The 25,781-nt window shown below is 65.1% G+C and carries 22 protein-coding genes and 1 tRNA gene; 5 read left to right on the top strand and 18 right to left on the bottom strand.

Annotated elements, in window-relative coordinates:
- Positions 1 to 16: 16 nt before the first annotated feature.
- The 3 genes from BIGA_RS04230 to BIGA_RS04220 form a co-directional block, all read right to left on the bottom strand.
- Positions 17 to 973 (bottom strand): tetratricopeptide repeat protein, encoded by a 957-nt coding sequence (locus tag BIGA_RS04230; protein WP_033507276.1) that lies wholly within the window; start codon positions 971 to 973, stop codon positions 17 to 19.
- A 204-nt stretch (positions 974 to 1,177) separates the two neighbouring features.
- Positions 1,178 to 2,182 (bottom strand): hypothetical protein, encoded by a 1,005-nt coding sequence (locus BIGA_RS04225; protein WP_033507221.1) that lies wholly within the window; start codon positions 2,180 to 2,182, stop codon positions 1,178 to 1,180.
- A gap of 1 nt (position 2,183) precedes the next feature.
- On the bottom strand, positions 2,184 to 3,257 hold the full coding sequence (locus tag BIGA_RS04220; protein ID WP_152596017.1) for a hypothetical protein: 1,074 nt from the start codon (positions 3,255 to 3,257) through the stop codon (positions 2,184 to 2,186).
- An 82-nt stretch (positions 3,258 to 3,339) separates the two neighbouring features.
- On the opposite strand from BIGA_RS04220, the gene BIGA_RS04215 reads away from it, so the two are divergent.
- On the top strand, positions 3,340 to 4,317 hold the full coding sequence (locus BIGA_RS04215) for an FKBP-type peptidyl-prolyl cis-trans isomerase (RefSeq protein ID WP_152596016.1): 978 nt from the start codon (positions 3,340 to 3,342) through the stop codon (positions 4,315 to 4,317).
- A 91-nt stretch (positions 4,318 to 4,408) separates the two neighbouring features.
- Here the strand turns inward: BIGA_RS04215 and nucS are convergent, their stop codons facing one another.
- From nucS to BIGA_RS04165, 10 genes are all read right to left on the bottom strand, one after another.
- Positions 4,409 to 5,113, bottom strand: coding sequence for an endonuclease NucS (gene nucS / locus BIGA_RS04210; RefSeq protein WP_033507217.1), 705 nt, complete (start codon positions 5,111 to 5,113; stop codon positions 4,409 to 4,411).
- Between the two features lie 140 nt (positions 5,114 to 5,253).
- Positions 5,254 to 5,553, bottom strand: coding sequence for a F0F1 ATP synthase subunit epsilon (locus BIGA_RS04205; protein WP_033507215.1), 300 nt, complete (start codon positions 5,551 to 5,553; stop codon positions 5,254 to 5,256).
- Entirely contained in the window at positions 5,553 to 7,040 is a 1,488-nt protein-coding gene (gene atpD, locus BIGA_RS04200) for a F0F1 ATP synthase subunit beta (RefSeq protein WP_033507213.1), read from the bottom strand. Before atpD ends, BIGA_RS04205 begins: the two co-directional genes overlap by 1 nt.
- Positions 7,041 to 7,049: 9 nt before the next feature.
- Positions 7,050 to 7,970, bottom strand: coding sequence for a F0F1 ATP synthase subunit gamma (locus BIGA_RS04195; RefSeq protein WP_033507211.1), 921 nt, complete (start codon positions 7,968 to 7,970; stop codon positions 7,050 to 7,052).
- Positions 7,971 to 7,972: 2 nt separating this feature from the next.
- Positions 7,973 to 9,649, bottom strand: a complete 1,677-nt coding sequence (atpA, locus tag BIGA_RS04190; protein WP_033507209.1) for a F0F1 ATP synthase subunit alpha — start codon at positions 9,647 to 9,649, stop codon at positions 7,973 to 7,975.
- Between the two features lie 43 nt (positions 9,650 to 9,692).
- Positions 9,693 to 10,526 carry a F0F1 ATP synthase subunit delta gene (locus BIGA_RS04185; RefSeq protein WP_033507204.1) on the bottom strand — a complete coding sequence of 278 codons (834 nt, stop codon included), beginning with the start codon at positions 10,524 to 10,526 and terminating at the stop codon, positions 9,693 to 9,695.
- A gap of 44 nt (positions 10,527 to 10,570) precedes the next feature.
- Entirely contained in the window at positions 10,571 to 11,101 is a 531-nt protein-coding gene (locus tag BIGA_RS04180) for a F0F1 ATP synthase subunit B (RefSeq protein WP_033507202.1), read from the bottom strand.
- A gap of 55 nt (positions 11,102 to 11,156) precedes the next feature.
- Positions 11,157 to 11,387 carry an ATP synthase F0 subunit C gene (gene atpE, locus BIGA_RS04175; protein WP_033507200.1) on the bottom strand — a complete coding sequence of 77 codons (231 nt, stop codon included), beginning with the start codon at positions 11,385 to 11,387 and terminating at the stop codon, positions 11,157 to 11,159.
- An 80-nt stretch (positions 11,388 to 11,467) separates the two neighbouring features.
- Positions 11,468 to 12,277 carry a F0F1 ATP synthase subunit A gene (atpB, locus tag BIGA_RS04170; protein ID WP_033507198.1) on the bottom strand — a complete coding sequence of 270 codons (810 nt, stop codon included), beginning with the start codon at positions 12,275 to 12,277 and terminating at the stop codon, positions 11,468 to 11,470.
- A gap of 234 nt (positions 12,278 to 12,511) precedes the next feature.
- The gene (locus BIGA_RS04165; protein ID WP_033507196.1) at positions 12,512 to 13,561 is read right to left on the bottom strand and encodes a homoserine O-succinyltransferase; all 1,050 of its coding nucleotides are present in this window, start codon (positions 13,559 to 13,561) and stop codon (positions 12,512 to 12,514) included.
- A gap of 204 nt (positions 13,562 to 13,765) precedes the next feature.
- On the opposite strand from BIGA_RS04165, the gene BIGA_RS04160 reads away from it, so the two are divergent.
- Positions 13,766 to 13,842 (top strand) — tRNA-Met (locus BIGA_RS04160).
- A 141-nt stretch (positions 13,843 to 13,983) separates the two neighbouring features.
- Here the strand turns inward: BIGA_RS04160 and BIGA_RS04155 are convergent.
- The 4 genes from BIGA_RS04155 to BIGA_RS04140 all read right to left on the bottom strand — a co-directional run bounded on the left by BIGA_RS04155 (position 13,984) and on the right by BIGA_RS04140 (position 20,979).
- Entirely contained in the window at positions 13,984 to 14,982 is a 999-nt protein-coding gene (locus BIGA_RS04155) for a class C sortase (RefSeq protein ID WP_051915967.1), read from the bottom strand.
- Positions 14,979 to 16,994: an InlB B-repeat-containing protein gene (locus tag BIGA_RS04150; protein WP_081929424.1), complete on the bottom strand. Its 2,016-nt coding sequence runs from the start codon at positions 16,992 to 16,994 to the stop codon at positions 14,979 to 14,981. Before BIGA_RS04150 ends, BIGA_RS04155 begins: the two co-directional genes overlap by 4 nt.
- Positions 16,995 to 17,016: 22 nt before the next feature.
- A complete protein-coding gene (locus BIGA_RS04145; RefSeq protein WP_051917073.1) occupies positions 17,017 to 18,672 on the bottom strand; it encodes a SpaA isopeptide-forming pilin-related protein in 1,656 nt (551 codons plus the stop codon).
- A gap of 72 nt (positions 18,673 to 18,744) precedes the next feature.
- Complete coding sequence (locus BIGA_RS04140) at positions 18,745 to 20,979, bottom strand: hypothetical protein (RefSeq protein WP_033507191.1); 2,235 nt, start codon at positions 20,977 to 20,979, stop codon at positions 18,745 to 18,747.
- 289 nt (positions 20,980 to 21,268) lie between these two features.
- On the opposite strand from BIGA_RS04140, the gene BIGA_RS04135 reads away from it, so the two are divergent.
- The gene (locus tag BIGA_RS04135; protein ID WP_033507190.1) at positions 21,269 to 23,479 is read left to right on the top strand and encodes an alpha-1,4-glucan--maltose-1-phosphate maltosyltransferase; all 2,211 of its coding nucleotides are present in this window, start codon (positions 21,269 to 21,271) and stop codon (positions 23,477 to 23,479) included.
- A 49-nt stretch (positions 23,480 to 23,528) separates the two neighbouring features.
- The gene (locus BIGA_RS04130) at positions 23,529 to 24,023 is read left to right on the top strand and encodes an inorganic diphosphatase (protein ID WP_033507188.1); all 495 of its coding nucleotides are present in this window, start codon (positions 23,529 to 23,531) and stop codon (positions 24,021 to 24,023) included.
- An 85-nt stretch (positions 24,024 to 24,108) separates the two neighbouring features.
- On the opposite strand, the gene BIGA_RS04125 is transcribed toward BIGA_RS04130, so the two are convergent.
- A complete protein-coding gene (locus BIGA_RS04125) occupies positions 24,109 to 24,873 on the bottom strand; it encodes a hypothetical protein (RefSeq protein WP_033507187.1) in 765 nt (254 codons plus the stop codon).
- 177 nt (positions 24,874 to 25,050) lie between these two features.
- Between BIGA_RS04125 and BIGA_RS04120 the strand changes: the two genes are divergently transcribed.
- Positions 25,051 to 25,773, top strand: coding sequence for a winged helix-turn-helix transcriptional regulator (locus BIGA_RS04120; protein ID WP_033507185.1), 723 nt, complete (start codon positions 25,051 to 25,053; stop codon positions 25,771 to 25,773).
- The last annotated feature ends 8 nt before the right edge of the window (positions 25,774 to 25,781 follow it).

Below are 25,781 nucleotides of genomic sequence, written 5' to 3'. Positions count from 1 at the left end.
TCCGCCCGCCGATGGGTCAGTACAGCAGCGTGGCCAGACGGCGACGGGCACGCTTGAGGCGTTCGTCTGACGGATCGGGGATGGCGAAGTATTCCAGCAGACGCACGCGCACCGTCTCCATCTGGTCCCGGTGCCCGGCCGCCAGATAATCCAGCAGTCGATCGAACGCATCCTGAATCTGCCCGCCGATCATATCGATATCGGCCACGGCCATCTGCGCGTCCACATCCTCCGGATGATCCGCGGCGGCGGCACGCACCTCACGCACATCGGCGTCCGCGGAACGAGCCAGCAGCAACGCCTTCGCGCGTTCGCGCGCGGCCAAGGCATCGTTCGGGTCGGCTTCCAGCACCTTGTCGTACGCGGCCGCGGCACCGGCATAATCGCCCTCCATCGCCAGGCGATGGGCCTGTTCGTGCTCCGGCGGCACCGTCTGCTCCGGCAACGGGGTCTGCTCGGCGTCCGGATCGCCCGAATACGGCGCCGTGCCGGTCACGCCCGCCTGCTGCGCCACCTGCACGATCTTCGGCAGCACCTCATCCACGATCTGCTGCATCTCCTGATCCGACGGCACCCCCTGCAGCAAGGGCATCGGCCGCCCGTTGATCAGCGCGAACAGGGCCGGCGCCCCCTGGATGCCGAACGCCTGAGCCACCGCGGGGAACGAGGCCACGTCGATGCGGGAAAGCTGCAGCTGGCCGTTCATCGCGTTCACCGCGTCGCCCAGGGCCTTGGCCATCGGGAAGAGGCGATCGTCGGTCGGCAGCCACAACAGCAGCAGGATCGGGAACGTGGCCGAGGTCTGCACCATGGCCTGGAACGTGTTCTCCGTGGTGTCGATGACGTACCCGCCGGCCGCGGGCGCGCCTCCCGCCTGCCCCGGTTCGGCCGTGACCTGGTGCTTCAACGCCTCCAGATCCACCGCGCCCGCCAGGGACACACCCGGATTGAACTGCCGCTGCTGACCTGCCATCATGCCTCCAAACTCGAAGAACCGTACTGATTCACAACTTACTCCATCGCGCCGCCAAGAATCGTGCGGTTCCCCAACGGCATAGCGGCCGTGTCGCCATATGGGACGGACGATTCCCGCGGCGGCAGGCGACGCCCGAAGGCGGTCGAGATATGATCGACCCCCGCACGCCGGCGGGGTTCGATCGGCAACAATCAGTCGGAATCAGATCGCCTCGACCTTGATCGGCTTGCGTTCCGCGCCGACCGCCGTGATCGGTTCCCCGGAATCCTCCGGCGGCACGTACAGCGCCACGATGTTGACGTATGTGACCTTCATCGTGCTCGTGGCGGTGCCGTCGCCGAACAGGGCCTGCTCCTCGTCCGAGGCGGGCAGCGATTCGCGACCGTCGCCTGCGGCGCGGGTCCATTCGGAGTTGATCTGCGCCACCACCAGATCGCCGCCGTCGCTCGAGCGCATGATCTTGATGGCGTCCGGGACCACGGTGAACGTCTGCGTCTGCGTGCCGTTGTTGCGCTCCATGCCCTCCTGCACGGTCTGCGCCACCGAGGCGATGGTCTGGCGCAGCGAATCGTCCGCGAACTGGTCGGCGAACTCGCTGTTCGCCCCATTCTGCAGCACGTCGGCGTATCGTTCCACGGCCTCCTGCGGCGTGGCCACCAGACCCGTGTCATTCGGCAGACCCATCTGGGTGCCGATCTCGGGCACGGTGAACCGCGGCAGCTGGGCGCCGGCGAACAGACGGGCCACGCCCCACAGCTTGTAGTTCTGACGCGGCGAATCCTGCGTGAACACCAGCAGACGTTGCGACTGCTGATCCTCGGTGGTGGTGGTGATCGTGTACACCGTGCGCGGCCATCCGGAATCGACGGGGATCACCGTCTGCATCATGTCGGAGGGGATCGTGTTGGTCTTGTCCAGACCGCCGGTGGCCTTGCCCACCGTGATCGCACTGTTGCGCACGTCCAGCATCGGCCCGGTCACGCGCGCCGACAATCCGTCGCCGCTCATATTCTGCGTAGCCTGATCCAGCGTCTCCAGGATCGAGGCGCGGATCTTGCTCTCCTGCTCCTCGGTCAGATCGGGAATCTGGTCCACATCGGCCGGCGCCGCCTGCGGTTCGGGGATCCGGCCCTCGCACGCGCCCAATCCCAGCGTCAGCCCCAACGCCGCAACCGCGGCCAGCAGCTTCGTGATTCGTGAACGCATATCACTCCCCTTCCTTGGCATCGTCGTTTTCGCCGGCCTCGGACGATTCGGCCTCGGACGATCCGGTCTCGGGGGCGCTCTCCTGGGCAAGGCGCGCGAAGTACGCCGCCAACTCATCGGGGGAGATCACCGAGGTCTGTTCGCCAGCCCCCTCGTCTCCGGACTGCTCCGAGGACCGCATCTGATCCGACACCAGGTTTCGGGCCGCGGGGTCGACGATGTTCGGCCCTTCGACCTCAGACTGTTCGACCTGTTCGGCCGTTCTGCCGCGTCCGTGCCTACGGCGGCGAGCGCGACGGCTTTCCGGCTCCGCCACGGCGTTGCCCGGCCCCATGCCCTCCGTCGGCTCTTCGGCTTCCGCCTCGGCGGCTTCCGAAACCGCTTTGCGGCGCTTGTGCGGCGACATGGCGAACACCGATGCACACAGCACCGCCAGCACCACGCAGATACCGCCGGCGAAGTAGAACGGCATCGCGAAATCGGGCACGCTCTGGCGCACCCAATCCATGGTCACGGTGGCGGAGACGTCATCCTCCCCCAGATCCACCAGAGCGACACGGGATGCATCCTCATCGGTCGTCTTCAACGTGACGGCACCCGTATCGCAAGACACGGTGGTCCACATGTCAGAATCGGCGAACGCCACATCGCCCTCGCCGGACAGATCCGACCCCTGGGCCTCGGCGTCGGTCACCGACAGTGCGGTCCACTCGCTCAGTCCGGTCACGCGGACGTAGGGGTTGCCGGAAATCCAGCCGGTGATGTCCTTCATCGATCCCTCGGCCACACACACCGTGGCCTCGGCATTCTTGCTTTTCACCGTCATCGACACCCGGTCATCGACCAGCCCCAGCACGCCGGGATCGGTGACCACGTAGCGCGTGCCGGAGACCGTGGCCGTGGCCACGATCTCGCGGCTGGGCTGCCAGATCGTGGCGTTCAGCACACCGAGCACAACGCAGGCCACGGCGATCAGCCCGAAAACGGGCGTGACCACGCCCCGCATGATCTTGGCATGACGGGTCGGGCCGGCCGGGACCTGCGGCTCTTCTTGTTCACGTTCTTCAACAGTCATAGCAACGCCCATTCTACCGTTAGCCCATAACCCTTTGCTTGGAAAGGACTGGAAATCAGGGTGAGGCGCTAGTGTTGATGCCATGCATATCAAGACATCGATTTCCCTGTTCGGCAAGCTGCTCGCGGCGCTGTGCGCGCTGGTCATGTGTGCCACGCTTGCGGCGTGCAACGGCGGCGACCAGGCCGAGGGTTCCAAGGATTCCAACGATTCGAGCGATTCCTCGCAGTCGTCCGCCGACGCGTTGGAGGACCTGCCGCAGATCGCCGGACTGGTGGCCGAGGGCGAGCCCGGGCAGAAGCCGACGGTCAAATTCCATGCCCCGATGAGCGTGGAGGATGGCGCGTACGCGGTACTCCAAAAGGGGAATGGGGACAAGGTCAAGGTAGGCAATCGCGTGTGCATGCAGGCCTTTGCCGTCAATCTCAACGACGGCTCCGAGATGGCCAGCTCCTGGGAGAAGAACACCCCCGATTGCTCGACGCTGCTGACCGAGGATACGGTGGCACAGTACCCGATCTATTCGCTGATCGCCGACGCGACCATCAACACCACCTTCGCGATCGGTTCGAATGACGACAGCGGTCAGCCGTACGCATGGATATGGACCATCGTCTCCCAATCCACCGATCCGACCCGTGCCGAAGGCGAGGCCGTCACCGATATCCCGGCCGATCTGCCGAAGGTCACCCTTGCCAAGGACGGCAAGCCGTCGATCGATATGAACGGCCAGGGCGACGTGGACCAGCTGGTGGTGCAGACGCTAATCAAGGGCGAGGGCAAGGAGGTGCAGGAGAGCGACACGGTGCGGGCGCACTACACCGGCTGGCTGCTGGACGGCACGCAGTTCGACTCGTCCTGGGACCGCGGCGAGCCCTCCGACTTCTCGCTTGATGGCGTGATTGACGGCTGGCAGCAGGGCCTGACCGGACAGACGGTGGGCTCGCAGGTGCTGCTGATCGTGCCTTCCGACCTGGGCTACGGCGATTCCGGCTCCGGGGATACGATTCCGGGCGGCGCCACGCTGGTGTTCGTGGTCGATATCCTGGCGGCGTACTGACATAGGTTCGCACTACCTCGGATAATATGATGAAGAGCCGCGGAATTCCGCGGCTCTTCTCGTTAAACCCTGAAGTGGTGCGAACCGTGTTTCAGAACAACCTGATCTCGTCCGAGTCGGTGCCCTTCATCTCGTCGTAATCCAGGATCAGGCACTCGAAGCCGCGGTCCTGCGCCAGCACACGGGCCTGCGGGGTGATGGTCTGCGCGGCGAAGATGCCCCGCACCGGAGCCAGCAACGGGTCCCGGTTGAGCAGTTCGCAGTACCGGGTCAGCTGCTCGACGCCGTCGATGCCGCCATGCCGCTTGATCTCGATGGCCACATGCCGCCCTTCCGCGTCCACGGCCATGATATCCACCGGGCCGATGGCGGTCGGGTATTCGCGGCGCACCAGCTTGGCGCCCCGACCGATGCGCTCGATCTGCTCGGCCAGATAGCGCTGCAGATGATCCTCCACACCATCCTTGACCAGACCGGGGTCCTCGCCCAGGTCATAGGATTCGTCGCTGTAGATGTGCTGGAGCGTGACCTCCAGGATGTCGCTGGACTTGTCCGAGCAGACGCGCAGCATCTTCTCCGGGACGGCGGTGTCCACGTCGGCGTCCGCGTCGGCCGGGACGATCTCCTTGATTGTGCAAGGCGCGGCCATCCAATTCAGCGGCTTGTACGAGCCCAGCTCGGAGAAGATGAGCAGGCTGTTGTCGGCCTTGATCAGCAGCACGCGCCTGGCCAGCGGCAGGGACGCGTTCAGACGGCCGGAATATTCGGCGGAGCAATCGGCAACTATGATTCGCACAAGCCACCACCATACCCCATGCCGCGCCCGGCCGCTTCGCGACTGCGGAAAAGTGTGCGGGGAACAAGCGGCCCTGTAACGAATCGGCCCCTCGCGCAAGCGTTGTGCGCGAGGGGCCGATATACGGGGTTGTTGGCGTTCTATTCCGCTTCGGACTGCTCTCCGGCGCGGCGGACCACGTCACGACCGCGTTCCACGGCGACCGTGAGCTTGTTCGAGTCGAACGAGATGAACCCGTCGGTGACCTCGAACTCGTGTTTCTCGTCGTTCATGTCGGTGACCGTGACCACGCCCTCCTTGAACAGGGTCAGGATCGGCTGGTGGTCAGGCAGGATGCCCATCGCGCCCTCATATGCGGGAATGACGACGGACTTCGCCTGCCCCGCCCAGACCGGATGGTCGGCGGCGACGATGTTCACCTGCATGCTCGAAGTGGCCATCACGCACCAAACTCCTTCTGCATATCGTGCCAGCGACGCTCAAGGTCGTCGATGCCGCCGATGCCCGAGAACGCCTGCTCCGGCACCTCGTCATAGACGCCGTCGCAGATGCGGGTGAAGGCCTCGATGGTCTCCTCCGCGGGCACGTACGAGCCCGGACGACCGGTGAACTTCTCGGCCACGTAGAAGTTCTGGCCGAGGAACTGCTCGATCTTGCGGGCGCGGTTGACGGTGGTCTTGTCCTCCTCGCCGAGCTCGTCGATGCCGATCAGGGCGATGATGTCCTGCAGCTCCTTGTTGCGCTGCAGGATGGCCTTGACGCGGTTGGCGCACTCGTAATGCGCCTGGCCCACGTAGCGCGGGTCCAGGATTCGCGAGGTGGAGGCCAGCGGGTCCACGGCCGGGTAGATGCCCTTGGAGGCGATGTCGCGGGACAACTCGGTGGTCGCATCCAAGTGGGCGAAGGTCGTGGCCGGGGCCGGGTCGGTGTAATCGTCGGCGGGCACGTAGATGGCCTGCAACGAGGTGATCGAGTGGCCGCGGGTGGAGGTGATGCGCTCCTGCAACGAACCCATCTCGTCCGCCAGGTTCGGCTGGTAGCCCACGGCGGACGGCATACGGCCGAGCAGCGTGGACACCTCGGAGCCCGCCTGGGTGAAGCGGAAGATGTTGTCGATGAACAGCAGCACGTCCTGGTTCTGCACGTCGCGGAAGTACTCGGCCATCGTCAGGGCGGTCAGCGGCACGCGCAGACGCGTCCCCGGCGGCTCGTCCATCTGTCCGAAGACCAGCGCGGTCTTCTCAAGGACGCCAGCCTCCTCCATCTCGCCGATCAGGTCGTTGCCCTCACGGGTACGTTCGCCGACGCCGGCGAACACGGAGACGCCGCCGTGGTTCTGGGCCACGCGCTGGATCATCTCCTGGATCAGCACGGTCTTGCCGACGCCCGCGCCGCCGAACAGGCCGATCTTGCCGCCCTGCACGTACGGGGTGAGCAGATCGATGACCTTGATGCCGGTCTCGAACATCTGCGTCTTGGATTCGAGCTGGTCGAACGCCGGAGGATTGCGATGGATCGGCCACCGCTCGGTGACGGTGATCGTCTCGCCTTCCTTCTTGTTCAGGATGTTGCCGGAGACGTCGAAGACGTGTCCCTTGGTCACGTCGCCGACCGGCACCTTGATCGGGCCGCCGGTATCGGTGACGGTGGCGCCGCGCACGAGGCCGTCGGTGGGCTTCAGCGCCACGGTACGCACGGTGGAGTCGCCCAGATGCTGTTCCACCTCAAGCGTGATCTCATGAAGCGTCTCGCCTTCGGTGCTGCCCACATTGTTGATGTTCACCTTCAGGGCGTTGTAGATGTCGGGCAGGTGGCCCACCGGGAATTCGACGTCGATAACCGATCCCTGGATGCGGGTCACGCGTCCGGTGATCGACGGTTCCGCCGCCGCTGCCTGGGGAGCCGCTGTGGTCTGATTCTCAGCCATTTCGCGTTCCTACTCTTCCTTTGTGTTCAGCGCGTCGGCGCTGCCGATGATTTCGGTGAGTTCCTGGGTGATCGAGGCCTGACGCGAGGCGTTGAGCTTGCGGGTCAGGTCGTCGATCAGCTTCCGCGCGTTGTCCGTGGCGGTATGCATGGCGTTCTGGCGGCTGGCGGTCTCCGAGGCCGCAGCCTCGAGCAGGCATTCGTGGATGCGGGAGCGGATGTACTTGGGCAGCACCACGTCCAGCACCTCTTCAATGCTCGGCTCGAAGATGTACAGCGGGGAAACGTCCTGCACGGCGTCGACCTCGGGGTCCGTGCCCACCGTGGTCTCGGCCTCGACCAGCTCCACCGGCAGCATGCGCAGCACGCGCACCTTCTGCACCACCATGTTGATGAACTCGGTGTAGACGATGTACAGTTCCGAGACACCGCCCTCCGCAGCCGACCGCATGTACGCGTCCATCAGCGCATTGGAGATCGAGTCGGCGACCTCGACGCCAGGCTTGTCGGTATCGCCCTCCCACGTCTGCACGATGTCGCGGTTGCGGTACTTGTAGTACGTCACTCCGCGGCGACCATACACATAAAGTTCCGGCTGTTTGCCGGCCTCGTCGAGACGGGCGAGCAGCTGCTCGGTCTCACGGATGATCGACGAGGTGTAAGGGCCGGCCATACCACGGTCCGAGGTGAGCGCCAGGACGGCAACCTTGGGGTTGTTCTCCTCCTTGCGCACGATCGGATGCGAGATATGGCCGTGGGCCACCACCGCCTGGACTGCATCGAAGATCGCATCAGCGTACGGCTTCGCCTCCAACGCCACCTGACGGGCCTTGGCGATATGCGAAGACGCGATCATCTCCTGCGCGTTGAAGATCTTCTCAAGCGACGCGGTGGAGGCGATCCTTGACTTGAATGCGAGCTGCGATGCCATGTCTACTTCTTCTCCCCTGCCAGCGGATGCTTGTCCGGATCGTGCTCGGGGCGCTCGGCGTTGGCCACGATGCGCTCCTGCTCGACCGGGGTGGGCTTGACCGGGGCCTGCTTCTTCTCGATCAGCGGCTTGCCGGCGCCGGTCACGAATGTGGCGCGGAAGTCGTCGACCGCCTTATCCAGAGCAGCCTCGGTATCAGCCGTGAAGTCCTCGGTGTCGCGGATCGTGGCGAGGATATCCGTGTTGTGGTCAAGATAATCCAGCAGACCGCGCTCGAACGGCAGCACGTCGCCCAACTCGAGATCGTCGAGCTTGCCGTGCGTGCCGGCCCACACCGACACGACCTCCTGCTCCATCGAGTAGGGGGAGAACTGCGGCTGCTTGAGCAGCTCGGTCAGTCGGGCGCCACGCGTCAGCTGGGCCTTCGAAGCCGCATCCAAATCGGAGGCGAACATGGCGAAGGACTCGAGCGAACGGTACTGGGCCAGCGAGATCTTCAGCGTGCCGGAGACCTTCTTGAGCGCCTTGGTCTGCGCCGCGCCGCCGACTCGGGACACCGAGATGCCGACGTCCACGGCCGGACGCTGGTTGGCGTTGAACAGATCGGACTGCAGGAAGATCTGACCGTCGGTGATGGAGATCACGTTGGTCGGGATGTACGCGGAGACGTCGTTCGCCTTGGTCTCGATGATCGGCAGGCCGGTCATCGAGCCGCCGCCCAGGTCGTCCGACAACTTGGCGCAGCGTTCGAGCAGGCGGGAGTGCAGGTAGAAGACGTCGCCCGGGTAGGCCTCACGCCCCGGCGGGCGGCGCAGCAGCAGCGAAATCGAACGGTAGGCTTCGGCCTGCTTGGACAGGTCGTCGAAGACGATGAGCACGTGCTTGCCGTTGTACATCCAGTGCTGGCCGATGGCCGAACCGGTGTACGGGGCGATGTACTTGAAGCCGGCGGAGTCGGAGGCCGGGGAGGCCACGATGGTGGTGTACTCCATCGCGCCGGATTCCTCAAGGCTCTGCTTGACCGAGGCGATGGTCGAGCCCTTCTGGCCGATGGCCACGTAGATGCAACGGACCTGCTTCTTCGGGTCACCGCTCTCCCAGTTCGCCTTCTGGTTGATGATGGTGTCGATCGCGATGGCGGTCTTGCCGGTCTGGCGGTCGCCGATGATGAGCTGACGCTGGCCGCGGCCGATCGGCGTCATGGCGTCGATGGCCTTCAGACCGGTGGACATCGGCTCGTCGACCGGATGACGGTGCATGACGTCCGGGGCCTGCGCCTCGAGAATACGACGGCCTTCACTCTGAATCGGGCCCAAACCGTCGATCGGGTTGCCCAGCGGGTCCACGACGCGGCCCAGATATCCGTCGCCGACGGGCACGGACAGCACTTCGCCGGTGCGGCGGACCTCCTGGCCTTCCTCGATGCCTGCGAAGTCGCCGAGGATAACCACACCGATCTCGCGGGCGTCAAGGTTGAACGCCAGGCCGAGGGTGCCGTCCTCGAAGGTCAACAGCTCGTTGGCCATGCAACCAGGCAGTCCCTCCACGTGCGCAATGCCATCGCCGGCCGTGGCCACATAGCCCACTTCCTGAGTGGGTGTGTCGCTCGGCTTGTACGACTCGACGAAATCCTCGAGCGCACTGCGTATCGCGGCGGGATCAATGGTCAGTTCTGCCATGATCACTCCTTATTGATGATTGTTGTGTTGTCTGGTACGTCTCTCAGGTCCGCATCCCGTTGGTCACACGGCGCTGCAGTTGCTGCAGCTGGGCCACCACGGTGTTGTCGGTCACCTCGTCACCGATCTCGATGCGCATGCCGCCGATCACCGTGGGGTCGACGTTCGAATTGATGTGCACCGGACGTCCGAGCTTCTTCGAATACACGGCGATCAGCTTGTCGACCTGCTCCTGATTCAGCGGCGCGGCGGTGGTCACGGTGACCATCGATTCGCCCATATGCCGGGAGAACTTGTTGATCAGCCAGTGAATCGTGGACAGGTACCTGCGGTTGCGTGGATTGCATGCGGCGTGTTCCGCCAGACGCATGGTGACCTTGTTGAGGTCCTTATTTCCGACCAGCGCGTACAGCAGCTTGATGCGGGCCTCGGCGGGGGCGTGGTCGCTGCTCAGGCCGGAGCGGATCACCGGCAGGTTGAGCAAGGCCGAATGCAGCTCGGCCAGTTCGATCGAGACTTGCAGCGTGGCGTCAGTGGCGTCGGCATAGTACATCATGCCGTCCACGCCGAAATCCTCGACGGCGTTCGCGATGTCCGAGACGCGGCTCCACCGGCGACCGACCAGATCGGTGAGGATCTCCATCGTCATCTCGTGGGCCTGGTCGCCGACCAGCTTGTTCAGCAGCGCGACCTTGTCCTCCACCGGACGCGATGGGTCGGTGAGGGCGCGTTCGAGCCTGATATTGCGATCGAGCACATTGGTGACCGAGAACAGCTCGTTACCGATGCGCCACGCGTCCTCAGCCGTGGCCCGAAGCTTCGGGGCCAGTGAGTCACGCGAGACGCGGTCGGCGATACGTGAGGCCTCTCCTCGCATCTGTCACCTCCCTTTCCTCATATTCCCGTGGTCGGATACGCCGGTCACTGCTTGTCATCGTCCAGATCGGCGATCATCTGGTCGATCATCGCGGACTGGGTGGCGTTGTCCTGCAACTTGGCGCCAAGGATCTTGCCGGCAAGCGCGGTGGCCAGGGTGCCGATCTCGCCCTTAAGGCTGACCATCGCCTGCTGCTGCTGCGATTCGATGGCTCGCTGCGCATTGGCGGTGATCTGTTCCGCTTCGGACTCGGCACGGGAACGAGCGTCGGCGATGATGTGGGAGGCCTCGCTACGGGCGTCGTCGCGGATCTTGGACGCTTCGACGCGCGCCTGGCTCAGCTGCTCCTCATACTTGCGCTTTGTGTCCTCAGCCTCGCGCTGAGCCTGCTCGGCCTTGGCGATGCCGCCTTCGATCCGGGCGGCGCGTTCATCGAACACGGCCTGGAACTTCGGCATGATCACCACATAGAACGCCACGGCGATGACGATGAGAACGACCAGCGACCACACGATGTCGTAGATCTCGGGAATGAACAACGCGATTCCCGAAACTTCTTCCTCCGCTAGCGGCATGGCTTCTCCTTTCTGTTTACCGGGCTGCCGTCAATGATGAGCGAACAGCTCCGGATCACATCGCCAGCATGAACGCGACGAAGCCCAGCAGGCCCAGAAGCTCGATCATGGCGGCGCCGATCAGCATGAGGGTCTGCAGACGGCCGGCGACCTCAGGCTGGCGGGCGGTGGACTCAAGAGCCTTGCCGACCACGATGCCGATGCCCAGGCCCGGGCCCAGAGCAGCGATGCCGTAACCGATCAGGCTGATGTTACCGGCAACTTCGGCGAGGGTGATGATATCCATGGTGTTGTCCTTTCTTACCGAAATCTGACAATTCCGAACGGCACCGTGACCTCCACGGGCCGAAATCTGTATATTCCGGGCTACTCCGCCTCCGGGTAGCTCTGGTTGATGTAGACCGTGGCGAGGATCGCGAACACGTATGCCTGCAATGCGGCCACGAACATCTCGAAGCAGGTGAACACCAGACCACCGCACAGCCACAACGCGCCACCGACCTTGACCGCGGCTCCCGCGGATTCAATCAGGTAGAACTGGGTGAACGCGTAACAGGTGGCGACCAGCAGATGACCGGCGACCATGTTGGCGAACAGTCGCACCGTCAGCGAGATCGGGCGAATCAGCACGAGCTCAAGCAGCTGCACAGGCGTCAGGATGATGTAGATCGGCCACGGCACTCCGGCGGGGAGCAGCTCCTCCTTGAGGAAGCCGCCCAAGCCGTGCTCCTTGATGCCGGCGCGCCAATACTGCACGAACACCCACAGCGCGAAGGCCAACGGCATCACCACCGAAGCGGTGGCCGCGATATTCATACCGGGGATGATGCCGCACAGATTGAAGATGAACACCGTCATGAAGATGGTGGTGATCATCGGCACGTAACGGCGACCGCGAATCGGCCCCATGACCTGATAGATGATGTTGTCGCGGATGTAATCGAGCAGCCATTCGACCGCAGCCTGCCAACGGCCCGGAATGACCTTGGCGCGGCGCGCGGTGATGATCAGGACCGTCAGCATGATAACGGTGGCCACCAGGCGTACCAGAATGATGCGGTTGATGGCGAACGGCGTGCCCTCGAACAGGATCTCCGGAGGCAGGAAGTCGCTCACGGAGGGAAGGTGCGGCCCCGATTCGGCCGCCAGCAGCATCGCGTCGCTCACTGAACCCATACTCTCGCCTCCTGTTTCATGTCTGCTGTCAGTGTAACCCAACAGAACGGGCGAAATGTGACGTTACGGTTACTTCCGTCCATCCCGGTTGCGGAACACGACTCCGGCGGTCCCCATCAGGGATTCGGAGCCGGTTCCGAACGGCTGGATACGCATACTACCACCGGCCCCGACTTCCTGCCATCAACGCGACACTCCAGCCGGCGGCATCGATTTTCTTCACAATTCAGGCGTTCACATCGTGGTCGCCGCCGCCCGCACCACCCCGTATCCGTCGTCGAGGAAGGGTCGGAACCCGTCGGTGCGAGGGGCGCCCGGCTCATGGCGGATCGACCGGTCGGTGCCCAGTCGCTTCTCGGCGCGCAGCCGCGGCACCTCGGTCAAATCGTATGGCGTGGTCTGATATACCCAATTAAGCCAGTTGCGCCACAGCAGGTTGGCATGCGCGCGCCACGAGAACAACGGCTCCAGCGACGGATCGTCATGCGGGAAGTAGTTCTCCGGGAACGGCACGTTGGTCAGCCCCTTGGCCATATCGCGCTCGTATTCCTCGGCAAGCGTGGTTTTGCCGTACTCCCAGTGGCCCAGCGCGAACACTTCGGAGAAGTCGCGCGTGGCGATCAGGCCGGGGCCGGATCGGGGGCCCCATGTCAGCACCTGCAGGTCGGGATTGGCCGCCACATCGTCCTCATCCACACCGGCCAGCCGGGAGTGGGGCTGCAGGGCGATCTCATCGAAACCGTTGGTCAGGAAGCAGTATTCATCCTGCAGATACTGCGGGAACACGCCGAACAGTTTGGTGGGCAGATCGCGTTTGCGCACGCCGTACCGGTGGTTGAGCGCGGCCATCGCGCCCCAGCACAGGTACATGGTGGAGAACACATGAGACCCGGCCCAGTCCAGGATCGCCTCGAACTCGTCCCAATAGTCCACCTGCTCGAACGCCAGATGCTCCACAGGCGCGCCGGTGACCACGAATCCGTCGTAGTAGTTGTTGCGGAACGAGTCAAGCGTCTCGTAGAACTTGACCAGATGGTCGGCGCTGACGTGGGTGGACTCGTGCGTGGAGGTCTTCATGAAGTCGATCTCCACCTGCAGCGGGGACTTGGAGATCAGGCGGAGCAGCTGGGTCTCCGTCTCGATCTTCTTGGGCATGAGGTTGAGGATCACCAGCTTGAGCGGGCGGACACGCTGACGTTCCGCCTCGGGCTTCTCCAACGCGAAGATGCGTTCCGAATCGAGTATGGCTCTGGCCGGCAGGCCGCTGGGGATCTTGATAGGCATGGTTCCCATTATGGCAAACGGATGGCCGGTACGGCTACGGCGCCTGCGCGGTTCGCGCGGACAGGCGCAAACCCGACGCAGACGCTCCGCTGAATCCCACGTCAGCACGTACGGTGGGCGCATGCGTCCAACACACACGACACGCCGGTTTGACTTTCCGAAAACAACTCCTATCGTAGATAGAGCTGCCGCAAGGCAAGCCGACGCGGGGTGGAGCAGCTCGGTAGCTCGCTGGGCTCATAACCCAGAGGTCCATGGTTCAAATCCATGCCCCGCTACCACTTGACCGCCGTCCTCGGAATCCTCCGAAGCGGCGGTATTTTTATTCGTGTTCGCGGAAGACATGCGCCGTCAGGACGGCGCCTCGCCGGAGTCCGGTTGGGCTGCCGACCGAGACACGCAGCGCGCGGCGCAGCGGTGTGTCAGTGCGTTAGTGCAGCGGCATGACGGGCGTAGATGGGTCTGCGACATCGGCGCAGCGCGATGACGGTGCACCCGGCCGCACCCGCGGCGAACGCCGTCAGACCGCCGATGACGAGCGCAAACCGCCCATCATCCGGAGCCTGATCCATGGGAGGCGCATCGTCGGGAATTGAAGCGCGCACGCCGGAGACCAGCAGCCGGTGCGTATTCACCCCATACGGCGTACAAGTCATCAACGTGAGTCGATCCTCATCCGCCGATGCCCTGAGCGCCGCGGTGTCGTCAGGCTCGACCACGGCGATGCGATCCACCCGGTAGGCCAAGGTTTCACCCTCCACGCGGATGTACATCAGATCGCCGCTTTCCATCTCATCCAACCTCGTGAACATAAGCTTATCCCGCAACCCTCGGTGCGCGGTGATGACGCTATGGCTGCCCATACCACCGACGGGCAGGCTCGTGCCGTGCAAATGCCCGGCCCCGCGCTCCAGCGTGGCCTCGTCGGACCCATGGCCGATAGGCAGGGAGACCCCGATCGAAGGCACGTCGATTACGGCCATCGCCCCGTGGTCGTCATCCAATTGACCGAGATACTCCGCATCGTCGCGCCCGCTGAAATCGCCGTGGACGCTGCCGCTGAACGGGTCGACCGGCTCACCCAGGGTCGGCTGCCCCGAAGCCAATATGGCGGCGTTGTATGCACGCGCTCGCCGCAATTCCCCCACGTCGCGTTCCTGCTGCGGCCAGTTGGCGGCCACCACGCTGCGCACCTGTTCGGCTTGCACGTGCGCATTCGCCGCCTGTTCGACCAATGGCCAGCATCCGATCACCGGCGCGGCGGCCAGCATCATCACGCCCGCACCCAGCAACAGGCTGGATGCCGACCGCAGCAGCCGGTGTTCCCGCCGTGGCCGCGGCCCGGCCAGAATCGTATACCAGCCGGACCACACCACATTCCGCGAGGCGTCATAGGCGGTGTCAGCGGCGTCCATGCTCATGCCCGGGTGCCCTCGCCCGCGATGTGAAACCGATCCTGAATGCCGCCCTGCAGCATGCCGTTGAGATCGTCCTCGCCCTTCGACTCGGAACCGCCGCTGCCGCCCGGGTCTCCGGATCGTCGTCTGCGCCGCATCACCCGGAACGCCACACCCGCCGTTCCCGCCGACACGGCCAGCAGTCCTCCGACCGCAGCCATTCCCACCCCGACCGGAGGCGTCCGCCCTGTGCCGCCGGTCAACGGCAGGGTGGTCAGCGCCGTCCGCCATTGGGCGTAGAGGGTGATGTCGTCGGCGGGTTGGATGGCCGTGCCCGGCCCATATTCCTGTCCGCTGCCGTCCGGTTCGGTATTCCAGGTGACGAACTGGTACCCCTCCCGCGTGAATTCGTTGCGTTTGATGGTGACGTTCTCCCCGATGGGCACGGTGTGCCCGTCCATGCCGCCGGTGCCGCCGTTCGCCTCATAGGTCACGTGCACCTTGCGGACCGCGTCCGGGCTGGTCGGCCGGAACTGCGCGTACAGGTGGGTCACGCCCAGCGGCACGTGAAACTTGGCGCCCGGCGCGTACATGGTGCCCGACCCGTCCGGCTCGGTGTTCCACCCGATCAGCTCCCACTCGCCTCTCAGCGTGTCGTGCAGGTACGGTATCGGTCTGAGTGTCTCGTAGTTAGCGTTGATGGCCACAGTCAGCTGATAGCGCGACATGTCCGGCAGATGTTCCACGTCGAACGGGACCTTATCATGGTATCCGAGGTCGCCGCTCATGGATAGGCCGTAGTTGCCGGGGAATTTGCGTTCGAGCGCGTCGATCATCGCCGCAGGAGGCGAGACCCTCCATGGATCGTTGTTGAACGCGTAGACGCCGGTGTTGAACCAGACGCCGTTGAAGATCAGCTTGGCGGCCTCGCTCGACCCGCCGCCCTTATCCCACTGCGCGTACAGCAGGAGCGGCTGGTAGGGTTCCTTCGTCTCGTCGCCCACCGTGCCGGCCGGGTCGTGCGCGGCCAGGCCGCCGAGCGTGGTGTAGGCGCGTCCGGCGATCTGTCCGACGGAATACCACGAACCGGTGCCGTCCGGTTTGGTGTTCCACCCCTCGAACTCCTTGCCCGATGGGGCTGTGAACCGGTTGGCGGCCACGATGTCCGTGGTGGATTCCATGCTGCCGCCACCGCCGTTGGCGTGGTAGCGGATCAGCGGCTTGTAGGTGGCGTACAGGTCGCCCTGCATCCACCAGTACGCCTCGGTGGCGTTCGGATCGCTGCTGGTCAGCCTGCCGGCGGTCGGCGGCGTGTAGGTCATGCCCGGTTCCCAATACCAGGTGTCATGCGGGTTGGGGTCGGTGAAGTCCGAAGCGGTGACCACATGGCCGTCCTCTTGCACGCACGGGTATGAGTCCGACAGGTACAGCTGACTCCATCCCACGAACTCGTAGTCGCGATCGCCGCTGAATCCCTGGCCGGCATGGTAATCGGGGTGTAGTACCGCCTCCCCGCCGGCGGAGGCCACCGCGGCGGCCTCCAGCAGCCGACTGGTCTGGTCGCCCGCGAACCTGCCCTGCCCCACGCTCACGGCGCTGCCGTATCCGTCGACGGGTGCCCAGTAGTCCAGCTCCACGCTCCGGGGCTTCTGGTTATGCGTCACGAATCCATCCACCCGGGCCGCCGGCGGCGCACTGCGCGGCGTTGCGCCCTGTGGCCGGGTATCCGGTGCGGAGTCTTGCGGCCCAACATCCTGTGGATTGTCAGCGGATGCGGATTCCGGAGAGTCCCCAACACCCGAGGAGTCCGTGACACCCGAGGAGTCCGTAGATGTCGTACCCTCCTGCGTGTCCTTGCCGCCACCGACGCCGATCAGCGTGGAGGGGATGGGCTCGTCGACGGCATTGTCCGCCGTTGCAGCCGTTATATGGTCGACCCGTTGTTCCTGAGCGGCGGCGATACCGTGGGTGCCGCACATCATGCCGGCGGATACCGCCAGCGCGCAGGTCACGATGAGTGTTCTTCCGATACGCATCTGATCTCCGATTCATCGAGGGTCATCGACGCGTATATCCACGGCGGATGATGCCGCCGGTTTTGACGACGGCCAGACCGATGCCACCGACGGCGAGCGCCGCCAGGATCCACGGCAGGGCGCTCCATGCCCCACCGGTTTGCGGCAGATCGGTCAGACTGGCGATATTCGCCACGGTCACACTGCCGTCGCCGTCGTCCACGCTCAGGTCGGGCAGATCCTTGCCCTCGAACGTCACCGCACCGTTCTCCGTGATCGTCACGGTCAGGCTCGGTATGGCGATGTCGTAGCTGGAATATCCCTCCGGCGCGGTGGTCTCCTGAATCAGATATGTGCCCGCACCCAGGCCGTCGAACCGCAGGTTGCCCGCCTTGGCCGCATCGTCCCGGGAGTCGACCGTGCCGTCATGCGTGGTGTCGCCGGTGACGAACTCGGTGGCCGACGCCTGGTCGCGGGCGTCGCTCCATTGTCCGGTGGACGGCGCATAACTCAGCCACTGGCCGCGGTCCTGGTCGAAGATCTTGAATCCGGCACCGTTGACCTTCAGCGACGGATCGTCGAAGCTGGTTTTATCCAGATCGAAACCGTAGGCGGTGCTGGTGGATTCATCCTCGTTCCTCACGGGCGTGCTGTCCGTGCCGTCGGCGAACACGGTGGTGACTGCGGCGACGTTGCTCGCCTTGACGGTGGTGATCCGGGCCTGGTAGGTCAACGTCACCTGCCGGTTCGGGTGTGCGGCCATCAGCCGCTTGGCGTCGATGACGAATCCGCCCTCGGGCACTGTCAGGTCGGGATCGGTGCGCGCGCCGGAGGCGTCCTTCAGACTCTCGTCACCGGGCACCGCGGCGCCCACCGAATCGTATACATCCAGCAGATCGGTCACATTCGTGCCGTCCCGGAGTTCGGCATCCAACGTGCCCTTGACGTATACCAAACCTGACGGCGTATCGGTGATCTTCCATGCCAACGCGCCGCCGAGTTTGCCGTTCGGCACGCTGGTGGTGATGGTCTGGGTCACCACCGAGCCGACCGTGTAGCTGCCGTGGTCCTTGAGCGACGACGTATCGGCGCCGATTCGCTTGTCGACGGTGATGCTTTTGGATTTGACCGTGGCCACGCCCAGTTCGGTGCCGTTCAGGCTCCTGCCATCGATCTTGGTGCCGATGAGCATGGGGGCGCCCTGCGAATCCACAACCAGATAATAGCCTTCCTCCACGGTCACAACCGCCTGGATGCCGGAACCGGTGACGGTTTTCGCTGCGGCGGGCCTACGGCTGGATTCGGCCAGGGCCTTGGCTATGCCGCGGATCTGCATCGCGCTGCCCGTATCGGCCAGGGAGGCGACGGCACCGGCCGCGTCATACCCGAGGGGGATGTCGATATCCTCCGCTTCGGCCTGGTTGTAATTGTCAATGGCGTCCTGGGCCCATGCGTTGGATGCGGTGGTGCCCCGCACGCCGAAACTGGCGATGGCTTCTCCCGAGCTGACGGCGTCATGGTAGCCGCCGATGCGGTACACACCGAACGTGTGTCCGGCCAAGGTGGATCCTTGCGCGGCATTGAGCGTCAGTGTGGCTTGGTCGGCGGCCGCGGCGGTTCCGGCGAGTGAAAATCCGTACAGGAGTGCGGTGCCGGCGCAGGCTGCGGCCAACATTGTGCGGCTGATGTGATGTTGCATGGTCTTCTCCTTGGGAATGTGAACGTTGAAAATTGGTGATGCGGTGCTATGAACGGCACCGGGTTGCCTGTGTCAGGAGCGGCGCCGGATGCTGGCGAGCATGACGGCTCCCACCGCCAAGGCCGCCACCGCCACGCCGAATACGGCCAGCAGATCGGATCCGGCCTGGGGCAGAGGATCGGCCTTCTCCGGAGTGACGGGCTCGACGGGCTCCTCCACGGTCACGACCTCGCCCTCGACACCGAGCTCATGGGTGGCCAGCACATCGCCCTCCCCGGATATCAGCGCGGCCCTCCAATACACCAATCCCGGCTCCTCCGATCGGACCTCGGGGCTGGAGACCACCTGTTCGGGCAGGGTGTGGTCCACCGGCACGCGGTGCGCATCCACCAACTTGCCGTTGCCGCCTGGCTCCTGCCCCTCCGGTACGGCTTCATAGGCGTCGAACACCACGAACGAGCCTTCAGGGATGTCCCCGGTGATGCGTGCGGTGTCATGGAATGGATCGCCGACGTTGACGGTTTCCGGGCCCACCTGCGTGGTGATTACCGGCCGTTCCGGAGTGTCATACTCATTGACCCTGGTACGCTCCCAGCCGTCGTTGTAGGCGCTGGTCACAGGCATGACCCGGTCGTCGCCGGCAAAGCTGTAGACGAACACGTACCAGCCGTGCTGCTCCGCGGTGATGTGCACCGGTTCGCCGTGCGCGTCGGGAGCGCCGCCGCCCACACGGATCGTGCCGTTGGCGGCCGGATAGTCCCATACGCCCAGCAGTCGATGGTTGTCGTCCTCCCGCGGCTCCGCCACCGTGTCGGGGCGGTATGCCTCGTCGTTGTTCGGATCGGCCGGGTCGCCCGCCCACCAGACACGCACTTGGGCGTACGCGTTGTCCGCACCGAACCCGTACGAGTCATCGCCGTCGAATGAGCCGTGGTCGTCGGGAAAGCCCGAAACCGTGATGGTATCGCTCAATTCCGCGCCTACCGTGGCGGAATGTTCGGTGACGGTGGATTCCACGGTCGCTCGCGCACGGTTCGCATTGGTCTCCGGGATCTCCAGGAATGGGGTGACCACGTCCTGCGTCATGTATTCCCGGGCCTGCTCGCTCTGCCTGCCGCGCTCGAACGCCCACACCCAGGTGCCGAACCCACCGTCGACCGGTGCCAGATAAGGTTCGCCGTCCGCGGTGTGCGCCTGCACGGTCGCATGCTGATCGGGGCCGTCGAATACCGCTTCGCCGTAGCCGGCGGGCGTGTAGCCGCGGGAGGCCAGGGCGTCCAGGAACGCCTCGGCGCTCTGCCCTTGCTCCGGACTGATGGCACCGTCCAACGCGTCGGGATCGATCCGGTCGAAATACCAGCCCGTGGCGTTGAGTTCCAATCCGGGCACCCAGTGGTCGGTCGCGCCGGCCACACCGGAGGTCACAGTATCAGCCACCGGCTGCCCGGCATCGACCACATGCTGCTCCGCAACCGTGCCGAGGGCCGGCGTGAACGCCTTGCGCACCGAGAAGCGGACGCCGGATCCCGGCACGTCGGTGTTACCCGCGAAGCGCACGTAATCCTGGTTGCTGACCAGCTGCTGCAACGCCGGGCGCTGGTAGGTGGTGCTCACCGAAACCTCGCCCTCGCCGGTGGCACGCCACGCGTGGGTGATCGTCTTATCCGCCGAGACGCCCTGGACCCGCTGCCCGCCGCCGACGAACTCCGCCGGACCGGATAAGGTCACGCTATAGGGTACGCCGGCCACCATGACGCCGGACGAGTTCTTCACGCCCACGCTCACGGTACCGGAGCGCAGGCCCTCCTCATAAGCGTATGAAGCCTGTGTGGATGCAGGCATGGATTGGCCGGCCTGGTTCCACAGCTCGTCCGCGGTTCGGGCCAGGTCCGGATGCTGGCCCTGGATGACCGCCCAATGGGACTGCCACGCGTTGGCGTCCAGATCGAAATACCGGTGGGCCAGCACGCCGATGCCCGCGTGAATCCGTGCGTCACGCGATTCGCGGTATTCCTCCGCCAGCCAGGCCACGCGCCGCGCCTGATCGGTGTCAGCGAGCGCGATCTCCTGGCTGTAGGACAGTTCCGAGGCCTTGCCAGCCTCGATGCAGTAGACGTGCCCTTGTTCCGATGAGCCGATCGCGCCGATGTAGAGCCGCTGCCCCGCATACTGGTAGGTCAGGTATGTGCCATCCGCCGGCGCCGTCAGCGGGCCGGCGTGCGCCGCGCCCATCAGCCCGCAGCAGATGGCCAGCGCCGCGATCACACCGGCGATCAGCGCCATCGGTCTGCGTAGTTGTGCGTTCATCTTCGTCCTTTCGATTGGCCTTCCCCCACGCCCCACGCGTCACTCTCGAGCCTGCCATGGTTGCGCGCGGCACGGCAGGGGTTCGTGCAAATGTGGTCGAACGATGAGTGACGCCGGCGTGTTGTGGACAACTCGCTGTTGAGGTTGTGCACATTCCACGGCTGCGGCGTCCGTGGACCGTCCACATATCCACAGTCGCAAGACTCGCCGGTGGCGCGATTCGCCGGCGCGCGTCCATATGCCGCAGCCGCGTCCGACAGTTGGGACGCCGGCCCCTACAATGGGCTGTATGGCAACAAACAACAGCGCATCCAAGCGCACCACCAGTGAGAAACCCGCTCCGAAGAGGAGCACGCGCAAGCGCACGACGAGGACCCAGACGGCCGCCACCGCGAATTCCACCGCGGCGAAGTCGATGGCCGCCGGCGAGGTCCCCGCCCCTACCATCCCCGTCACCTCGCCCGAGCAGTTCGGCCGCATCGTGGTCATGGACGTGACCCCGAGCGCCGAGCAGGGCATGTTCCCGGCCCGCGTCGAACTGGGCGAGCCGTTCGAGGTCACGGCGCAGGTGTTCATCGAGGGACGCACCAAGGTCGGTGCCACCGCCGTGCTGCGCAATCCGCGTGGCCGTGAGATGCAGCGCGCCGCCATGACCTGCGCGAACCCCGGTCTCGACCGTTGGACCGTCATGCTCCAGGCCGGCGAGCACAGCGACCTGAAGCCGTGGGATGAGGACTATGCCGCCGTCAAGCGCCAGCTGGGCGAGTGGACCGTCACCATCGAGGGTTGGGAGGATACCTACACCTCGTGGCTGCACGACGCCCGCATCAAGGTGCAGGTCGGCGACGACGTGGAGAACGCCCTGGAAACCGGCGCCGAGATGCTCAACCGTTGGGCACACACCGCGGACGCGCACCTGTCCGCCCGCGACCGCAAGCATCTGGAGCAGGCCGCCGAACGCATGTCGGACAAGGAGCGTCCGGCCTCCGCCAGGCTTGCCGAGGCCGACAACCCGCGCATCGAGGCGCTGCACAAGACGCACCCGCTGCGCGACGGCATCTCCGAAAGCCGCCCGCAGCGTTTCAAGGTCGAGCGTCCGAAGTCCAGCTTCGCCGCCTGGTACCAGTTCTTCCCGCGTTCGGAAGGCGCGTACCGCGCCGAGGACGGCACGATCGTGCAGGGCAATTTCAAGACCGCGCTCACCGGTCTGGACCGTGCCGCCGAAGAGGGGTTCGACATCGTCTACCTGCCGCCGATCTTCCCGATCGGCGTGACCAACCGCAAGGGCCGCAACAATTCGCTTGTGGCCGGCCCGCACGACCCGGGCTCCCCGTTCGGCATCGGTTCCGAGCTCGGCGGCCATGACACGGTGGACCCGCTGCTGGGTACGATGGACGACTTCAAGGCGTTCGTGGCCCACGCCCACGAGCTGGGTCTGGAGATCGCGCTCGACTTCGCGCTGCAGTGCTCCCCCGACCATCCGTGGGTCAAGCAGCATCCGAACTGGTTCCGCATCAAGCCGGACGGCACGATCGCGTTCGCCGAGAACCCGCCGAAGAAGTACCAGGACATCTATCCGATCGACTTCAACGCGGACATGCCCGGCATCGAGCGCGAGGTCGAGCGCATCATGAACCGGTGGATCGAGGCGGGCGTGACGATCTTCCGCATCGACAACCCGCACACCAAGCCGGTGCGCTTCTGGCAGGACGTCATCGCCGCGGTGACCAAGAAGCACCCCGAGGTCCTGTTCCTGGCCGAGGCGTTCACCCGCCCGGGCATGATGCGTGCGTTGAGCTACGTGGGCTTCACGCAGTCGCACTGCTACTTCCCGTGGCGCAACACCAAGGAGGAGCTGGCCGAGTACCTGCTCGAAACCAACGGCAACGAGGGCTACTACCAGCACAACACCTTCTGGCCCACCACGCCGGATATCCTGACCGCCTACGTGCGCGACAACGGCATCGCTGGCCACGCCGTGCGCGCGGTGCTGGCCGCCATGGGATCGCCGTCCTGGGGCATCTACAACGGCTACGAGCTGATCGAGAACCGCCAGCGCCCGGGATTCGAGGAGCAGATCGACAACGAGAAGTACGAGATCAAGGTCCGCGACTGGAAGGAAGCCGACAAGTACGGCATCGCCGAACTGCTCGGTTCGCTCAACGAGATCCGCCGCAACCATCCGGCCACCCGCAGCTACCACAACCTCACGGTGCTGCCGACCTCGGATCCGAGCATCCTGGCGTTCGCCCGCCACACGCCGGCCGAGCTGACCGGCACCGGCCAGGCGGACACGCTGATCGTGGTCGTGAACCTGGACGGCTACAACGCCCACCAGTCCACCGTGCACATCGAACTGCCCGAGCTCGGCCTGCCGACCGACCGCGCCGTCACCATGCGCGACGAGCTGACCGGCCGCGAGTTCCAGTGGGGCTGGGACAACTTCGTCTCGCTGGCCCCGTGGGCCGACGTGGCGCACATCCTCAGCGTGCAGGGCTGAGGTATCGTAGGTAACGGAATATCCGTCTGACCTTCCAAAGGAGAAGACAATGGCAGAAACCTTCAACGTGGTGGTGGAGATCCCGCGCGGTTCCAAGAACAAGTACGAGGTCGACCATGAGACCGGTCGCGTGTTCCTGGACCGTACGCTGTTCACCTCGATGGGCTACCCGGATGATTACGGCTACATCGACGGCACCCTCGGCGAGGACGGCGATCCGCTCGACGCCCTGGTCATGATCCCGAACTCGGTGTTCCCGGGCTGCGTGGTCGAGTGCCGCGCCGTGGGCCTGTACCACATGGTCGATGAGGCCGGCGGCGACGACAAGGTGCTGTGCGTGCCCGCCGATGTGCGCTTCGACGACATCAAGGACATCGACGACGTCTCCGAGTACCACAAGGCTGAGATCAAGCACTTCTTCGAGCAGTACAAGGCCCTGGAGCCCGGCAAGGAGGTCATGCCCGGCGACTACTGGGCCGGCGTGGCCGAGGCCGAGAAGGAGATCGTGGCCGCCAAGGAGCGTCTCGCCGCCCAGGGCGAGTGAGTCCGTCTCCTCGGTAACGTTTGCGGGGCGCATGGTATGAACCATGCGCCCCGTTCGTATAGGTGTCCGGAGAGGGAACCGACCGCTACACCAGCAACGTCGTAATCAGGCCGGCCACTGCCACCACCGGGCCCAGGAACATCACCGGCATCAGCCCGATGCCGAGCCACGGGTGCGCGGCGCCCTCCACCGGGTTCGCGTCCCTCGCCCACAGATATGAGGCGATGCCCAGCAGCACCGCCAGCACCGCAATCACCGCGCAGCCAGCCCATGCGACCGTCAGGGCCGGCCCACCATCCGCGGCACGGCAGCCGGCGAACAGATCGGGCAGGAAGCACCAGCCGGGGGCGGCGATCATCGCCACCCCGCCGGTCACGCCGTGGGACAACGAACGGATCAGATGCGACCGGTCCTCACGCGCCATCTGCCGCGCGAACGAGACCAGCACCAGCGCCACCAGCAGCCCCACGACCCCGGCGGCCCACGTCTCCTGCGGGTAGAACCCCACCGGTTCGGTCCCTTCGGCGCCCGTGGCACGCACAGGGAAGAACAGCGCCCCCAACGACTGCCCCACGGCGCACGCCAGGGACAGCGCACCGGCCACGGCCGCAATCACCCTGCCGGCCAGCCCGTCGCGCAACGACGAGCACCATGTGAACAACGCCATGGCCGCCACCACGGGAACCGTCGTATAGGCAACGTGCACGGCACCCTGCAGATCCCGCATCGGCGAGCACGCCGACACCGCCACCAGCACCACGTATGCGCAGACCTGAACCGCCACCACCTTGGGGAACGGGATCGCATCGGGCTGTTCCGCCGTCTGTGCCGACGACTGCGTCTGAATCATGGTCGCCCTCTTTTCTGTCGGATAATCGAACCGTTCCTTGCCATTCCAATGTAGTCTACAGTGTCCACATACTGCGCCGCATTCCCGCAATTGACATATCCCAAACGTACAATCCAACCAAAAGGGACGTTGCGTTCCAACAGTCCGTGTCGGGGAGACAATCGCAAGGAGGAGCAGGTGACGGATCTGACGTTGATGACTGCGGCGGAAGACCCCGCCACCGTGCTGCCCTCGCTGGCGCTGCTGCCGCACCGCGTGCGCGTGCTCCCGCTGGATCTGGCGAGCATCGTGCGTCTGCCCGAGGACACCATCCTGTTCGTCGACGCCCGCGACGACCTGGCCACCGCCAAAACCGTGTGCCTGATGATGCACGCCTCGGGGCTGACCATACCGATCATCCTGATCCTGACCGACGGCGGATTCCCCGTGGTCACCGCCGAATGGGGGACCACGGACATGGTGCTGGCGTCCGCCTCGCCCGCCGAGGTGGAGGGACGGCTGCGGCTGGCCGGCGAGCGCCAGCCGGTGCGCGCCGACACCGTGCAGAAGCTCGACGCGCCGGCCCTGAGCGACGAGCAGGACGGTCTGCTGCGCTGCGGCGATCTGGTGATGGATGTCAACGGCTATACGGCCAGCCTGCACGGCCACCCGCTCGATCTGGCCTACAAGGAGTTCGAGCTGCTCAAATACCTCATGCAGCACCCCGGTCATGTCTTCACGCGCGCCCAGCTCCTGCAGGAGGTATGGGGGTACGACTACTACGGCGGCACCCGCACCGTGGACGTGCATATCCGGCGGCTGCGCGCCAAGCTCGGCGGCGAATACGAGCATATGATCGGCACCGTGCGCAACGTGGGTTACCGGTTCGACCCGCCCGAGGACGCCCTGGGGGATGAGTGAGCATTCCG

It is taken from the genome of Bifidobacterium pullorum subsp. gallinarum (genome assembly GCF_000741215.1).
GTDB lineage: Bacteria > Actinomycetota > Actinomycetes > Actinomycetales > Bifidobacteriaceae > Bifidobacterium > Bifidobacterium pullorum_B.
The sequence above is the reverse complement of the archived record's forward strand: the minus strand, read 5'-3'. Positions and strand labels throughout refer to the sequence as shown.